Genomic DNA, 15,509 nt, shown 5'->3' with positions numbered 1-15,509 from the left:
GGATGCTTGGCCGGTGACACCGGTTCGACAGCTCGCTTGACGGTGCCCTTGCGCTTGCCTAGTCCAGTTCCATGTCGAAGAAAGAAGATTCCAAGGAAGGGCGGCGACCCGCGCATCGCGTCCGTGCCGTCCCCGACACGCCTCGGCGCGAAGAACAGCGCGCCGAACGCCGCCGTCAGTTGATCGATGCTGCCCTGGAAGCAATCGCAGAGCGTGGATTTGCGGCCTGCACCGTCTACGATATCGCCCGGCACGCCGGCCTTTCCCATGGTCTTGTCAACTTCCATTTCGACAGTAAGGAAAGCCTGTTCGAGAGCGTGATCGATAAACTGGCCGCTGAGTTCCGGGCGGCCTGGCAGCACGCCTTGCTGCGTTCAGAAGCCGATCCGGCGGAGCGCGTAAGGGCGCTGGCGTTGGCTCCGCTGGACAAGGCGATCTGCTCGCGCAGCAAGCTGTCGGTATGGTTTGCCTTTTGGGGAGAGGCAGGGCCGCGTCGACGCTACCGCGAGATAAGCCTCGAATTGGAACGAGAATATCTCGTTGCCCTGACCCAGGCATTACGTCAGGCAACGGGGCATACCGCATCCGATGCCGCAACCGAGGCAAGCCTGATCAGCGGTCTGTGCGACGCTCTTTGGTTGGAGATGCATCTTGGCCAGGGCGCATTGTCGGTCCAGGCTGCCAGGTCGCGGATGACCAAGGGGCTTACCCGTCTCCTCCCGGACCTGAAGCCGGGGGGAAAGCGAACGGCTTCGGATCAGCAAAGCGGCGGATAACGTTTTCAGTCAACCGGCCGACATCGTTCCGCCCCTGCTCGGCGGCCATCGCCGCTCCCCAGGCAATCGAACCCGTGGAGAACACAGCACCCCCGGCCGGTGTTTCGAAGAAAGTCAGGTCTGCTCTGACCCGGGCGTTCACGTCGCCTGTGGTCGCTGAGTGCAGGAATACCACTTCCTCCGGTGCCAGGTAGAAGCCGGCCCCCAGCATGGTGGACGATGCGATCACGAGAGCATGATCGGGCGTGCCCAGCCCCAGGTCGGCGGCATCGACCTCCTGTCCGGCCGCACCGGGATGCGCGCTGCAGGGCGCGCCGATGACGTCGCCATGAACCTCTTCAAAGGCGAAGGCCACGCGCGGGTCGCGCGCTGCATCGGTAAGCCTGTAGCCGGCGCCGCGGTCCCATCCGTCGGCGACCATGCCGACCCCGACCAGAGCTTGCGGCGGTCTGCCGAGCCGACGCCAGAGGCCGCCGCGTTCGCCGTTGAACTGCATATGGTATTCGGCGGGTCCGGCCTCGTTGTAGCGCGCGCCCGATTCCGCCCGGCGAAGCTCCATCAGCCATGGACGGTCGCGTGCGATAGCCACACGCCAGTAAAAGCCATTGCCGCCGAGATAGATGAGGCGGCCGCCACGGTCGAGGAAGGCGACCAGGGCGTCCCACTCGCGCGTAGAGAGATATTCCGGATGGGTCCCGGTGATCAGGACGCGACACCCCTCCAGCGCCGACACCCCCTCATCATGAAGCAGGTCGTCGGTCACGATATCGTGGTCGATTTCGCGGCCGTGCAGGAAGGCCGTGACGCTGGTGTCGGCATTATAGGACCAGTTGCTGGTGTCGGGCGCCATGTTGAGGATCGGCCGCCGGCGCGTCGTCACATAAATTGGATGGCCGTCCACATGCCGGTCATAGTGTGATGCCCCGAGTTCCGGCATGTCCTGCAGGGTCTGCAGTTCCTCGTCGAGGATCGGCAGGGCGCTCAGCTCCGATATTTCGTATTCCGGGCTTTCAAGGGCGATCCGGTGATTGGCATAGGCATGATAGGTGAACGTGGAGGCGAGGAAGGCGACTGGCTTGCATGGCGCCGCCCGAGCAGGAACCACGAAGAAGGGAATGTAGGTCGTCTCTGCCGCACCTCTTGCGCGCAGCGCGTAGGAACCGCTTTCAAAAGCCGGCGGAATGACCCAGCTTGCGCTGGCTTCCCATCGGGCATCCTCGAGGTCGTCGCTGTGGAAATGAACGGCGTCATAGAGAGCCCGGTCCTCCGCCGGCGAGAACGCCTGTCCCGCCCAGCTGCGACCGGGCACACCGCGCGTCGGCGCGTTGACCAACCTGGCGTCGACCTTTGCCGTGCCCCGGTTCGTGAGTTGGTCACAGTCGAGCCGGTCGCAGAAGTCGAGGGCAATATCCGGGCTCGCCTCATCGGTCGTCCACAGCCGGAATTCGGAGACGAGCCCATCGAACGCGGAGCTGCCGTCTACTTTTGCGCCGAGCGACAGGACATGAACGCGTTGCTGACGAACCGGCACGGGCACGGTGATCGCAAAGACCGGGCCGGCAGACACCGTTTCCACCGTGACGACGGCCGATTGCTGGATCGCATCCAGCGCGATCCGAACGGAGTGCCACTTACCGCGTCCCATTCGCAGGCAGGGGACCCAATCCGGCCCCTCGGCGCCTTCGAGCGCCAAGTTGCTATCCGCATCGCGCCACAAACGCAACGTGCCCGTATCCAGGATGCAGGCCAGCGCATCGCGTGTCGGCTTGACGCTGAAAGCCATGGTCACGCCATGCAGGTCGGACCCGTCCTGCATGGTCAAGGCCAGGTAGGATCCCGTGCGCATCGGCTGATTGGCTATGAGCCGTGACCCTAGCTCGCCGCCGGGAATCGGTCGCAGCTCAAGCGCTGCCGGCGCTCCGTTGATGACACGCACGATGTCGAGCGAGACGGTCTCTTCCGGTTCGCTGGACAGGAAAAAGTCGACCGTGTCGCCGGATCTGACCGACCATTGGCTGGCATAGCCCAGAAGCCGTTTCATGCTTGATGTACAGTCCCGTGGCGTGAGTCCGCGTCCGGCGGTGCTTGTCCGAACAATTGTCGCCAGCGGATGGCGAAGGCTGCCGTTTCGGCTTCTTTTGGCGACGCAAAGGTCTCGTCGGACAGGAACTCCAGCGGCTGTCCCCTGCCCGACAATCCGACCAGCCGATAGCCTGCCGGACACTCGATCGCCGCCACCCATGGCATGATCGTTCGCGACCGCATCACCTTCAGCAGGCGCGCCAGTTCAGGACAGTGCGGGCCGCTGGGGTCTCGCATGAATTCATCGAACAGCTCACGCCGAGGCCGCAAATCGAGCCGCTCAACAACCGACACGCTGCTCATTGCTGGGTGGCAATGCGCGTCCACATGCGGGTCATCGCGCGGGTCACCGCATTGTCGTACATGGTGATCGCGTAGAGCCGGGCCATGGCCTGATCGTTCGGATAGACAGTCGGGTCGTTGACCATGGCAGGGTCGATCTTGTCCTTGGCCGCAAGGTTGCCGCTGGCATAACGAACGTAATTGCTGATCTGGGCCGCGATCTCGGGACGCATGATGAAGTTCAGGAACTGATGCGCCTCGTCGGGATGCGGCGCATCGGCCGGGATGGCAACGCTGTCGAACCAGATCTGCCCGCCTTCCTTGGGCAGGAGGTAGGCGATGTTGATCGGCTTGGTGCCGAGGCCGTTGGCGGCTTCGAGCGCACGGTCGCGCGCCTGCAGGATGTCGCCGGACCAGCCTATCGCGACACAAAGGTCGCCCGTCGCCAGGCCCTCGATGTAGGCCGATGAGGTGAAGTTGCGAACATAGGGGCGGACTTTGGCGACGACGTCGGCGGCTTTCTGCAGGTCGTCGGCATTCTTCGAGTTCGGATCGAGACCGAGGTAGTTCAATGCCGCAGGCAGTACGTCGTCAGGCGCGTCGAGCATCGTGACGCCGCAGCCCTGAAGCTTGGCCATGTTTGCAGGATCAAATACCAGACTCCAGCTGTTGGGAACGCTTCCGAGCGCGGCCTTGACCTTGTCGACGTTCACACCGATGCCGGTGGTGCCCCACATCAGGTTGATGGCATAGCGGTTGCCCGGATCGTAAAGCTCCATCCGCGTCATAAGCTCGGGCCAGAGGTTTTTCGCATTCGGGAGCTTCGACCTGTCCAGCGGCTGGTAGACGCCGGCCATGATCTGGCGCTGAAGGAAATAGGCCGAGGGAACGACAATATCGTAGCCGGTCCTTCCGGCCAGGAGTTTGGTCTCCAGGATCTTGTTGTCGTCATAGACGTCATAGACGACCTTGATGCCCGTCTCGGCCGTAAACTGGTCCAGGACCTTCGGATCGATGTAATCGGACCAGTTGTATATGTTGACCACCCTTTCCTGGGCAGCCGCCGAGAAGGTCATGGCGACGGCCATGACGAGTGAAAAGCACCACAGTCGCGGGGTCTGCATCGGTATCCCCTCCAGCTATTCAATTTTTTATCTGTCCATCCAAATAAATCACGCCTCGTGCTGGACGTCAAGCCGCCGTTCCTGTGCCCTTGGTCGACAGGCCCTGCAGAAATCGACCGCGCATCGACGGCCTTGAGTGTCTCTGCATGTGACGTTCAGGGCTCCATCCCTTCGCCAGGCGCCGAGGCCGTCGCTCAGGTCGGGGTGAGATCAATCGATCTGCGCACGGTCCCCATCCGGCCGCCGGTATCCACGGAGGCTGCCAGGATATTGCCCTTGCCGTTGGCCGCGGTCCCACCAGGCAAGGCAAGCGCTGCGGCAATTCGCTTGGGATTGCCCTGACCATTGTGCGTCCAAGTTGCCCAAGCCGAACAGTGCGTCTCCCGCACGACGCTGAAGCTATCGTGCTCTCGCCCTTGTCGACGGCGGTTTGGCGGCATGTCGCCCCTTCTGCGAGCCGATCCGCATGAGGGCTTTGTCACAAATGGCCTGGCGTGGCGTATTCCATATCACGAGGCGCGCAGCTTCACTTCCACAGGACTCATAGCCCCCGCCAGATCTTCCACCGTTCTAAGGTAATGCTGGCTGAGCAGCGCCGAGGCCTTCTCGGCATCCCTGTCGAGCGCGGCCTGCGCAAGCGCGCTGTGCTCGGCCTGGACATCACGTCCCACCGGCAATGCCGACGCGAGCAGAACCGGAATGCGGTAGCGCTCGGTTGCAGCATAGAGGCGTTCGAAGAATTCCAGCGTCCAGGGCGAGTTGCAGGCAGCCAGCAGGGCGCGATGGAACGCGTGATGCCGCTTTTCAAGCGTCCAGATATCGGCCTCGGCGCCTGTGCGCGCGGCCTGGACGTTCAGGGCATAGAGGGCGGACACGATGTCTGATGCCCAGCTGTCGTCGCCCTTGCTGATCGAAGCTTTGAGTGCCTCCGTTTCGATGACGATGCGAAGCGACACGGCATCGTGCAGCTCATCGAGCGACAGCGGCGCCACGCGGAAACCGCGCAGCGACTCTGCCGTCACCAGCCGCTCCGCCTGCAGGCGGTTCAGCGCCTCGCGCAGCGGCGAGAAGCCCATGCCGTAGCGCTCGCCGAGATCGGCGAGGCGCAACGGTCTGCCAGGGGGGAGTTCGCCGCGAATGATGTCGTGGCGCAGCGCATCGTAGGCTTTTTCGGCAAGCGTCATCAGTGTTCCTCACCGCACAGCCTTACCTCATAGATGGACTTGTCGGCAATTTCATTATTTTCGAAAATTTGTGTTGCAATCGAAAATATGTCGGGTCATGCTTAGCCCAACAGCCCCAACCAGGAGGATCCCATGGCACGGGAGCGCGAAAACCATCGCGAAGACGTCGTCGGGCGGGCAAACGTCGAGGACACGCCGGAGTTGCTTGCCTATTACGAGGAGCTCGAGCGCCATAAGGCAGGCGCGCTGTGGACCGTCGCCAACAAGATCGAGCCGTGGGAACCGAAGTCGCAGTCGGTCCCTGTCGTCTGGCGCTATCGCGACCTGCGTGCGCATGTCCTTCGCTCGGTCGAACTGGTGACACCGGAAAAGGCCGGGCGGCGTGTGGTCTACCTGAACAATCCGGGGCGGACCGACGTGGCTGCGGCGGTCGGCTGGATCTATGGCGGGCTTCAGGTAATGAACCCTGGCGAGGTGGCATCGGCGCATCGCCATTCGGCCTCGGCGATCCGCTTCATCATCGAGGGCTCGGGAGCCTATACGGTGGTGGACGGACACAAGATGACGCTCGGCGCGAACGACTTCGTGCTGACACCCAACGGCACCTGGCACGAGCATGGCGTGGAGGCCAGCGGTTCGCCCTGCATCTGGCAGGACGGACTGGACATCCCCTTCGTCAACGCGATGGAAGCCAATTTCTACGAGGTGCATCCGGATCAGAGCCAGTCCGTCGGCTACGCGGTCGACGACATGACCAAAACCTGGGGAAATCCGGGACTGAAGCCGACAGGCGAGGCATGGACCAAGGGTTACAGCCCGATGTTCAAATACGAGTGGGCGCCGACCTACGAGTCGCTGCTGAAATATGCCGGTTGCAGCGACGGCTCGCCCTTCGACGGTGTGCTGATGGAGTATGTGAACCCGGTGACGAACGGCCCGGTCATGCAGACACTCGGCGCGTCGATGCAGATGCTGCGAGCGGGCGAGCACACCAAGGCGCACCGGCACACCGGCAGCGGCCTCTACCATGTGGCGAAGGGCGGCGGCCATTCGATCATCAACGGCCAGCGCTTCGACTGGCAGGAGCATGACATCTTTTGCGTGCCCTCCTGGGCCTGGCACGAGCATGTCAACGGCTCGGATCGTGAGGATGCCTGTCTCTTCTGCCTGTCCGACCTGCCGGTGATGCGGGCACTCGGGCTCTACCGGGAGCAGGCATTCGGCGACAATGGCGGCCTGCAGCCGCTTCTCTGAAGGAACAATCATGAAACTTGTAACCTATCGCGCCTCGGTCGAGGGGGCGGCAAGGCTCGGCGTGCTGGTCGATGGTCTGGTGGTGGACGTCGGGGCGCTCGCCGCGGCTCAAGGAAAGCTGCTGCCCGACACCATGCTCGGCCTGATCGACGCTGGACGCGCCGGATTGGAGACGCTGCGCGACTGCCTCGACACGTGCGCCGGTCGCTTCCCCACCGGCTGCGCCACCGCGATGGGCAATGTGAAGCTGCTCGCCCCCATTCCCCGGCCCCGCAAGAACATCTTCGGCATCGGCCTGAACTATGTCGAGCATGTCGCCGAGAGCGCCAAGGCGCTCGACACGTCGAAAGATCTGCCGAAGCAGCCGGTCGTCTTCTCCAAGCCGCCAACCACGGTGATCGGGCCCGGCGACGGCATCGAGCACAACAAGAAGATCACGAAGCAGCTCGACTGGGAGGTGGAACTCGCTGTCATTATCGGCACGACCGCCCGTCGTGTCCGCAAGCAAGATGCTCTGAACCACGTCTTCGGCTATTCGGTGATGATCGATATCTCGGCGCGCGACAATCGGCGCGCCGGGCAATGGATTTTCTCCAAGGGACAGGACACCTACGCGCCGTTCGGGCCATGCATCGTCACGGCCGACGAGATCCCCGACCCACAGGTGCTTGACCTGTGGCTGACGCTGAACGGGGTCGAGAAACAGCGGTCCAACACGCGCCATATGCTGTTCAAAGTCGACCACCTGATCGCCGACATCTCGTCGGGGATCACGCTGGAGCCCGGCGATATCATCGCCAGCGGCACGCCGGAAGGCGTTGGCGCCGGGCGTGACCCGCAAGAATGGATGTGGCCGGGCGATGTTGTCACAGCGTGCGTCGAAGGGATCGGCACTCTGCGGCACCCAGTGGTGGACGCGACACCGGACTAGCACGTGAACGCGCAATTCAAGGCGGTCATCCAGATGGCCTCGGTTCCCGGCGATCCGATGGCCACCGCCGAGCCCACCACCGCCCGCCTAGACGGTCAATCACAAGCAGGAGGTTGCCATGCTGAAGCTTCCGAAATTCGTTGCCGCGGCGGTGCAGGCGGCACCCGTCTTTCTCGATACGCCAGCGACGGTGGAGAAGGCGGTCGAGCTGATCCGCGAGGCAAGGGCCAACGGGGCGGATATCATCGCCTTCCCGGAAGTGTTCATCCCGGGCTATCCGTACTGGAGCTGGATCACCGATCCGGTGACGGGCGGAGCCTGGTTCGACAAACTGGTGCGCGCCGCCATCACCGAGCCCGGCCCTGAAGTCGAAATCCTGCGCGGCGCGGCACGCGAAGCCGGCATCCATGTCGTGATCGGGATCAACGAACGCAGCCTGAGGTCTGTTGGTACTCTCTACAACACGCTTCTGACCATAGGACCCGACGGATCCCTGCTCGGCAAGCACCGCAAATTGATGCCAACTTGGGCCGAGAAGCTGACCTGGGCGCCCGGTGATGGGGCCGGGCTGAGAGTTTACGACACTGCAATCGGGCCAATTGGCGCGCTTGCCTGCGGCGAGAACACAAACACCCTGGCGCGCTTCACCCTTCTCGCTCAAGGCGAACTGGTTCACGTCGCCAGCTACATTTCGCTGCCCGTTGCGCCGCCCGACTACGACATGGCTGAGGCCATAAAGCTGCGCGCCATGGCCCACTCGTTCGAAGGCAAGCTCTTCACGATCGTCTCGTGTTCGACCGTCTCGGAGGAAATCATAACGGCGATGGAGAGCGTCGTTTCGGATGCGCGGGCGCGCTTGCAACGCAAATCCAGCGCCTTCTCAGGCGTGATCGGTCCGGACGGGCGGGTGGTTGGCAAGCCGCTGATCGACGAAGAGGGCATCGTATATGCCGAGATTGATCTCGGACGCTGCATCCAGCCGAAGCAGATGCATGACATTGCCGGCCATTACAACCGGTTCGACGTTTTCGACCTGAAGGTGAACCGGCGCAGATTGGAGCCGATATCCCTGATCGAAAGGGCGCAGATGTTCGACGGCGATGATGCCAGCGTGGCGGAAACAGCATCGCAGCGCGGCCATCAGGAATAGGCCGAATAGTCACCAGCAGCTACGAGCCAGAGGACGGATAAGGATGCCGAAGACCTATCGGATCGGACAGATTGTGCCCTCCTCCAACACCACCATGGAGACGGAAATCCCGGCGATTTTCCGTAGTCGCGAGACAATCCTGCCAGAACGCTTCACTTTCCATTCCAGCCGAATGCGAATGAAAAAGGTGGTCAAGGAAGAGCTCGAGGCCATGGATCGCGACAGCGACCGCTGTGCGGCCGAACTTTCGGATGCTCGCGTCGACGTCCTCGGCTACGCCTGTCTGGTCGCCATCATGAGCATGGGTAAGGGTTATCACCGCACCTCGGAAGCCCGGCTGCACCAGCGTACCGCGGAGAACGGCGCGCCCGCTCCCGTTGTTACCAGTGCCGGCGCTCTCGTCGACGGCCTCAAGGTCCTGGGAGCCAAGAAGATTTCCGTCATATGCCCGTACATGAAGCCGCTTACGCAACTGGTGGTCGACTACATCGAGCACGAGGGGATAGCGGTGAAGGACTTCATCGCGCTTGAAATCCCCGACAACATCGAGGTCGGCAGGCACGATCCGGACAAACTGCTCGATATCTACAGGCAAGTCGACACGACAGGCATCGACGCGTTTGTCGCATCGGCCTGTGTGCAGATGCCTTCCTTGCCAATCATTGACAGGCTTCAGCAAGCATTGGGCCTTCCAGTTGTCAGCGCCTCCGTCTGTACGGGTTTTCAACTGATGTCGAGGCTTGGATTGAAAGTCGCGTCGCCCGGCGCCGGCGAACTGCTCTCCGCTCGCTACTAGACCAATTCAGGGTTGGCCAGGCGACGATGACGGCTCTGACAGCCGGTCCGCCGAGGGTTCGGCTCAGCAGTCAGTTGCGGTGACGATCCCACTGGATCTGAGCGCAGAAATCAACCGACTATCGAAAATACGAAAAATCTTCGAAAATTTCGTTGACAAGTCGCCGCAAAACTGAAAACTTAACTCACAAGTTAAGAAATCCGAAACAAGCCGGATCGTCAATGGGAGTTTAGCGATGTTGCAAGAGCGCATCGAAGGACGGTGGCTGGACTGCTTCCGGCGCGTCTTCGCGCTGAATGCGATCGGCAAGGGGACGAGGGTCGCGATCCTGTCCGAGACGCAGTCGCGTCCGGTGCTGATCCACCTCTCGGAACTCGCCCTGCACGACCAAGGCGCCGAGTTCTGCATGATCCAGATGCCGACGCCGCGCCAGACGGCGCCGGTGCCGGTGAAATCCACCGGCACCTCCTGGGCAATCCAGGGCAACCGCGCTGTTATCGAGGCGCTGAAGCGCGTCGAGGTCATCGTCGACTGCACGGTCGAAGGGCTTATCCATGCTCCGGAATGGCCCGAGATCGAGGCGGCCGGCGGCACGCGCCTGCTTGTGATCTGCAACGAGCATCCCGAGATCCTGGAGCGTACCGAGCCGACGGCCGATCTTGGCCCGAAGGTGGCACTGGGCGTGCGGATGCTGCGTGAGGCGAGCGAGATGCGCGTCACCTCGCTGGCCGGGACCGATCTGGTCATCGACCTGCGCAACGCACCTTGCGGCGGCACACCTGGCTTCGGAACGACGCCGGGATCGGTGGCGCACTGGCCGGGCGGGCTCTGCCTCGCCTTCCCCGGAAGGAACTGCGTCAACGGCCGGATCGTGATGGACGTGGGCGACATGAACCTGACGTTCAAGACGACGCTTGCGAGCCGCATCGATTTCACCGTCGAGGACGACTTCGTCACCGCGATCAAGGGCGACGGCGTCGATGCTATCCATTTCCGCGAATACATGGAGGCCTGGAACGACCGCAACGCCTACGGCATGAGCCACGTCGGCTGGGGCATGCACCCGCGCGCCCGGTGGGTCTCGGCCGCCATGTACGACAAGCGTGACATGCAGGCGGTGGAGTTCCGCGCCCTGGCAGGATCGTTCCTGTGGTCCACGGGGGCGAACCAGTACGCCGGCCGCTACACGCTCGGTCATTTCGACCTGCCGATGCGCAACTGCACGATCACATTGGACGGGAAAGTCGTCGTCGGTGACGGCGTCCTGCAAGGCGAATTGGCGTCCTGACGCCCTCGGAGAAAACCATGAGCGATATTGTTGACTACTACGACCTCTCACGCATCCGTCCCGAGGTGCAGGCCAAGCTGCGGCTGGTGAACGAGCTTGGCCGCGACAAGTTCGCGGGGCGCGCCAAGGGGATCGACGATGACGCCTCCTTCCCGGTCGAGAACTACAAGGATCTGGCCGCCGAGGGCTTTCTCGGCCTCTGCATCCCTGAGGAATTCGGCGGCTGGGGCTATTCGATGTTCGAATATGCCATGGTCGGCGCCGAGATCGGCAAATATTGCGGCGCCACCGCGCTGACCTTCAACATGCACAACTCGTCCATGGCCTGGTCACGCTTCATGGTCGACATGCCGAACCTGACACCTGAGGAGAAGGCTGCATTCGCGCCGCTGCGCGAGCGCCAGTTCCGCCGCGCCATCGCCGAAAAGGCGATCTATTCGCAGCCGATCTCCGAGGGCGGACAGAACTGGACTTCAAAGCCGAACCAGACGCAGTGCCGCAAGACGGACGGCGGCTGGAAGATCAACGGCTTCAAGAAGTTCGCCTCGCTCGCCGGCTATTGCGACTATTACACCATCGTCTGCACGGAGGTGTTCGAAGGCCAGGAGCCGCGTCACGAGGACACCATGCTGTTTGTCGTCCACAAGGACGCGCCGGGCCTCAGCGTCAAGGGTGACTGGGATCCGCTCGGCATGCGCGGCACCAACAGCCGCGACCTCATCCTGAAGGATGTCTTCGTTACCGAGCAGGACATGCTGATGCCGCGCGGCATCTTCGGCAAGACCCTGCCGAACTGGCCGCATATGATGATTACGCTGTCGCCAACCTACATGGGTGTGGCGCAAGGCGCCTTCGACTTCATGGTGGATTACCTGAAGGGCAAGATCCCCGGTCAGCCGCCCATCGACCGGCGCATGTATGCGACCAAGCGCGTCGCCGTCGGCAAGATGTATGCGCGGCTCGCCAATATGCGCGCGCTCTGGTGGCAGGCTTTCAGCGAAGCCAAGGGCTTCCCGACCAAGGGCGAGGTGCTGCGCATGTACGCCGCCCAATACAACGTCATGGAGGGTGCGGCCGAGATGACCTCTATGGCGATCCGAACCTGCGGCGGCCAGTCGATGCTGAAGTCGTTGCCACTGGAACGGATGTACCGCGACAGCCGATGCGGCGCGCTGATGCTGCCTTACACCTCGGAGATCATGGAAGACTACCTTTCGGTCCTCGCACTCTATGACATGGACGAGATCGATTCCGCCCCTGGCGATGAAGGCGGTGCCCGCATGTCGCTGTGGCGCGGCGATCACGGCGCCTTGCGGTCGGTCCGGTAGACGCCCATGGCGCACGAAACGGTTGAGGTCATCGGCGCCTGCGCCGCCTCACCGGAGGCGGTATGGTCCATCGTCGCGGATTTCTGCGGTCGATGGCACCCGATCATCGCGACCATTCGCGCGGAGCGCGACGAGCGCGGTGCGCTGGTCCGCAGCTTCACCGTCAACGGCGAGGACACCGTCTATCGCGAGCAGCTCACCTGGTTCAGCGACAGCGAGCGCACGCTCGCCTATACGCATCTCCAAGGCATCGCGGGCGCCGAGGCCTATGACGGCCGCATCGCCATCGCCGCCGACGGTCGGGGCGGCTGCATCGTGCGCTGGAGCGCAGATGTAAACGCCGCCTCCCCGCGATTGCAGGAAATCTGCAAGGGCACGAAAGCGATCTTCGAGATGGGCATCGCCGCGCTTTCGGAGAAAGCGCTTAAGATCCGCAGCGCGGAGCCGCCGCCTCTACCCGCCCCTGTGGCCATGCGCGACATCGTCATCGATGGCGATCCCCGCCTCGGGCTGACAACGACGCCGGACAGCGATGGGCCGCTCTGCCTGTTCCTGCACGGCATAGGCGGATCGCGTGGCAACTGGCTGCAGCAACTCGCGGCCGCCGGCAGCGTGATGCGTGCGGGCGCACTCGACCTGCGTGGCTACGGCGGCAGCGCGCTCGGGCGCAACCAGTCGACGGTGGACGACTACTGCGCCGACATTTTGCGCGTGAAGGAAAATTTCGGCGCCTCTCGGCTGGTTCTGGTCGGCCTCTCCTTAGGCTCGTGGATAGCCACCTCTTTCGCCATGCGTTATCCGCAAATGCTGGCCGGGCTGGTCCTGTCAGGCGGCTGCACCGGCATGTCGGAAGCCAGTTCAGAGGAACGCGAGGCCTTCCGCGTCAGCCGCAAGGTGCCGCTCGATGCCGGCCAGACACCGGCTGATTTCGCGCCGGCGGTAGTGAAAGTGCTGGCGGGACCGAGCGCTTCGGACGAGGTGAAGAAGCAGCTCCTCCAGTCGATGGCGGCGATCCCGTCGGCGAGCTACCGCGACGCGCTGGTCTGTTTCACCAATCCATCCGCGCGTTTCGATTTCTCACGCCTGACCATGCCGGTGCTGATGATGACCGGCGAACACGACCGGCTGGCTCCGCCATCGGAGATCCGCGGTGTTGCCGAGCGAATATTGGGTCAGGTCTCCCGGCCCGACATCCGCTACGAGACCATCGCGGATGCCGGCCATGTCTGCAATGTCGAGCAGCCCGAGGCCTACAGCCGGATCCTGCTGGACTTTCTGGGGAACCTGCCGAGATGACCGCCTTGTCCCGCCGACAGCAAAACAAGATCGAGCGCGAGCGCCGCATCCTGGCGGCCGCTTTGAAGGTCTTTTCCGAAACAGGCTATTCCGGCGCCAACATGGATGCCGTTGCTATCGAGGCGGGACTGTCGAAGCCGACGCTTTACCAGTACTTCCAGTCAAAGGAGGCGCTGTTCTCGGCCATGATGCTGGGCGAGCGCGACCAGATGCTTGATATCTTCGAACATCCTTCCGAGCGCGGGATGGTGGCCGACCTCCTCGAATTTTCCTGGGACTATGCCGACACGGTGCTGCGTCCGGACCTCCTGTCCCTGGCCAGGCTCATCATCGGCGAGGTGCAGCGGTTTCCGGAGATCGGCCGCGCCTATCAGGAGGTGGGCCCGGACCGCCTGCTGCGCGGCATCATGGATTATCTGGAAGGCCAGCGGCGCGCAGGCCGACTGGCTTTCGACGACGCCGAACTCGCGGCGCAGGATCTGTGGGGCCTGATCCTTTCGGCACCGCGCACCCAGGCCCTCTACATGCCGGACCGTTTCCCGTCGCGCGCCGAGGTCGCCCGCTATCTGAACAACGGCCTGCGCGTATTCCTCAAGGCCTATTCGACACAGCCCGAGACCGATCTCGCCGAACTCGCGCGACTTATCGGCGCCCAATCCCTCAATCAGGTGCAACATGACAGTTGACGATTACCTGGCCGATCCGGCCAGCCGTTTTGCCACGGTCGCGATGACCGACACCAACGGGCTGCTGCGCGGGCAGATGGTCTCGACCAGCAGCCTGAAAGGCATCGCGAAAAACGGCATGGGCATGGCTCCCGCGCAACTGGCGCTGGACCCGACCGACGTGATGCTGATCATCCCGGGTGTCAACGACGACAAGGGCGATTTTCACGATGACCCCTTGCAGGTCGATCCCAATTCTGTTCGCCGCCTGCCATGGTCGAAGCCGGGGCATGACCTGCTGGTCCTGTCCAACTATACCGGCGCCTCGGCACAGATATGTCCCCGGGCGATCCTGAAATCGGTGCTGGCCCGCGCCGGCGAAGCAGGGCTGGTGCCGAAATACGGAATGGAGCTGGAATACACACTTTTCGACGAGACACCGGAAAGCGCGAAGGCGAAGGGTTACCGCAACCTCAAGACAGCGACAACTCACGCCAGCCACGACCTGATCCTCTATCAGGTCGTCCAGACGGAATGGTACGAGGCGCTGGCCACGATCTGCGAGCCTTTGAAGATCGACCTCGCCAAGATGCACGAAGAGATCGGCGCAGGCTTCATGGAGGCCTGCATCGGAGCCGGCGAAGGTACGGAACCGGCCGACCAACTCGTCCTCTTGAAGAACTTCATCCGCGCGCTGGCGTTGCGGCAAGGCCGGTCCGTCACCTTCATGCCGCGCTGGAACGAAAATGCGGACAGCCAGTCGATCCATTTGCACATCAGCCTGAAGGACAAGGATGGCAAGACGCTGTTTTGGGATCCAAAGGAAAAGAACGGCGTCAGCCGCACCTTCCGCCACTTCCTTGGCGGTCTCCAAGCCTATATCGGCGACATGACGCTGGTCTTCCAGCCGACGGTGAACAGCTACCGCCGCTTCGCACCGGGCACCTTCGCGCCGCCCGGCCTGACCTGGGGTTTTGAAAACCGCACCACATGCTTTCGCCTGGTCGGCCATGACGCCGGGACGCTGCGGGTGGAAAATCGCCTGCCGGGCGCCGATTCCAACCCTTATCTCTCGGCCGCGGCCACAATCGCCGCCGGGATCGCCGGTGTCATAGGCGAGATCGAGCCCGACCCCGAGACCATCGGCTCAGGCTACGCGCAGAAACCCGCCCGCGACTTCGCCCGCTCGATGCCCGAGGCGATCGAGCGGCTGCGCGGATCGAGCTTCGCCAAGGACTGGCTGGGGCCGCGCTTTGTCGAGGCGTTCACGGCCACCCGCGAGTGCCAGCACGACGAATTCCGCCGCAAGGTTCCGGACGTGGAACTGGAACGTTTCTTCGACCTGGGGTGAAC

The 15,509-nt window shown here is 63.0% G+C and carries 14 protein-coding genes; 10 read left to right on the top strand and 4 right to left on the bottom strand.

Annotation, left to right across the window (positions count from 1 at the left end; genetic code table 11):
* The first annotated feature begins 71 nt into the window (after nucleotides 1-71).
* Nucleotides 72-776 carry a TetR/AcrR family transcriptional regulator gene (locus AC1DZU_RS22185; protein ID WP_477288351.1) on the top strand — a complete coding sequence of 235 codons (705 nt, stop codon included), beginning with the start codon at nucleotides 72-74 and terminating at the stop codon, nucleotides 774-776.
* Here the strand turns inward: AC1DZU_RS22185 and AC1DZU_RS22180 are convergent.
* The 4 genes from AC1DZU_RS22180 to AC1DZU_RS22165 form a co-directional block, all read right to left on the bottom strand.
* Nucleotides 706-2,592, bottom strand: a complete 1,887-nt coding sequence (locus AC1DZU_RS22180) for a N,N-dimethylformamidase beta subunit family domain-containing protein (protein ID WP_477288462.1) — start codon at nucleotides 2,590-2,592, stop codon at nucleotides 706-708. The genes AC1DZU_RS22185 and AC1DZU_RS22180 overlap by 71 nt on opposite strands.
* A gap of 221 nt (nucleotides 2,593-2,813) precedes the next feature.
* Entirely contained in the window at nucleotides 2,814-3,185 is a 372-nt protein-coding gene (locus AC1DZU_RS22175) for a N,N-dimethylformamidase alpha subunit family protein (protein WP_477288349.1), read from the bottom strand.
* The gene (locus tag AC1DZU_RS22170) at nucleotides 3,158-4,264 is read right to left on the bottom strand and encodes a polyamine ABC transporter substrate-binding protein (RefSeq protein ID WP_477288347.1); all 1,107 of its coding nucleotides are present in this window, start codon (nucleotides 4,262-4,264) and stop codon (nucleotides 3,158-3,160) included. The genes AC1DZU_RS22175 and AC1DZU_RS22170 overlap by 28 nt, the downstream gene beginning before the upstream one ends.
* Before the next feature lie 509 nt (nucleotides 4,265-4,773).
* Entirely contained in the window at nucleotides 4,774-5,448 is a 675-nt protein-coding gene (locus tag AC1DZU_RS22165; RefSeq protein ID WP_477288345.1) for a GntR family transcriptional regulator, read from the bottom strand.
* Nucleotides 5,449-5,580: 132 nt separating this feature from the next.
* Between AC1DZU_RS22165 and AC1DZU_RS22160 the strand changes: the two genes are divergently transcribed.
* The 9 genes from AC1DZU_RS22160 (at nucleotide 5,581) to AC1DZU_RS22120 (ending at nucleotide 15,507) form a co-directional block, all read left to right on the top strand.
* Complete coding sequence (locus AC1DZU_RS22160) at nucleotides 5,581-6,702, top strand: cupin domain-containing protein (RefSeq protein ID WP_477288343.1); 1,122 nt, start codon at nucleotides 5,581-5,583, stop codon at nucleotides 6,700-6,702.
* Between the two features lie 10 nt (nucleotides 6,703-6,712).
* Entirely contained in the window at nucleotides 6,713-7,633 is a 921-nt protein-coding gene (locus AC1DZU_RS22155) for a fumarylacetoacetate hydrolase family protein (RefSeq protein ID WP_477288341.1), read from the top strand.
* A 118-nt stretch (nucleotides 7,634-7,751) separates the two neighbouring features.
* Nucleotides 7,752-8,783 carry a carbon-nitrogen hydrolase family protein gene (locus tag AC1DZU_RS22150; protein ID WP_477288339.1) on the top strand — a complete coding sequence of 344 codons (1,032 nt, stop codon included), beginning with the start codon at nucleotides 7,752-7,754 and terminating at the stop codon, nucleotides 8,781-8,783.
* 43 nt (nucleotides 8,784-8,826) lie between these two features.
* A complete protein-coding gene (locus AC1DZU_RS22145) occupies nucleotides 8,827-9,579 on the top strand; it encodes a maleate cis-trans isomerase family protein (protein ID WP_477288337.1) in 753 nt (250 codons plus the stop codon).
* Between the two features lie 235 nt (nucleotides 9,580-9,814).
* Nucleotides 9,815-10,867 (top strand): 2,5-dihydroxypyridine 5,6-dioxygenase NicX family protein, encoded by a 1,053-nt coding sequence (locus AC1DZU_RS22140; protein ID WP_477288335.1) that lies wholly within the window; start codon nucleotides 9,815-9,817, stop codon nucleotides 10,865-10,867.
* Nucleotides 10,868-10,884: 17 nt separating this feature from the next.
* Nucleotides 10,885-12,195: an acyl-CoA dehydrogenase family protein gene (locus AC1DZU_RS22135; protein WP_477288333.1), complete on the top strand. Its 1,311-nt coding sequence runs from the start codon at nucleotides 10,885-10,887 to the stop codon at nucleotides 12,193-12,195.
* Between the two features lie 6 nt (nucleotides 12,196-12,201).
* On the top strand, nucleotides 12,202-13,491 hold the full coding sequence (locus AC1DZU_RS22130; protein ID WP_477288331.1) for an alpha/beta fold hydrolase: 1,290 nt from the start codon (nucleotides 12,202-12,204) through the stop codon (nucleotides 13,489-13,491).
* Nucleotides 13,488-14,177 carry a TetR/AcrR family transcriptional regulator gene (locus AC1DZU_RS22125; RefSeq protein WP_477288329.1) on the top strand — a complete coding sequence of 230 codons (690 nt, stop codon included), beginning with the start codon at nucleotides 13,488-13,490 and terminating at the stop codon, nucleotides 14,175-14,177. The genes AC1DZU_RS22130 and AC1DZU_RS22125 overlap by 4 nt, the downstream gene beginning before the upstream one ends.
* Nucleotides 14,167-15,507 (top strand): glutamine synthetase family protein, encoded by a 1,341-nt coding sequence (locus AC1DZU_RS22120; RefSeq protein WP_477288327.1) that lies wholly within the window; start codon nucleotides 14,167-14,169, stop codon nucleotides 15,505-15,507. The genes AC1DZU_RS22125 and AC1DZU_RS22120 overlap by 11 nt, the downstream gene beginning before the upstream one ends.
* The last annotated feature ends 2 nt before the right edge of the window (nucleotides 15,508-15,509 follow it).

The organism is Mesorhizobium sp. P2_A12 (genome assembly GCF_056405075.1).
Note: the sequence above shows the minus strand (reverse complement) of the source record. Positions and strands in the feature narration are given on the sequence as shown.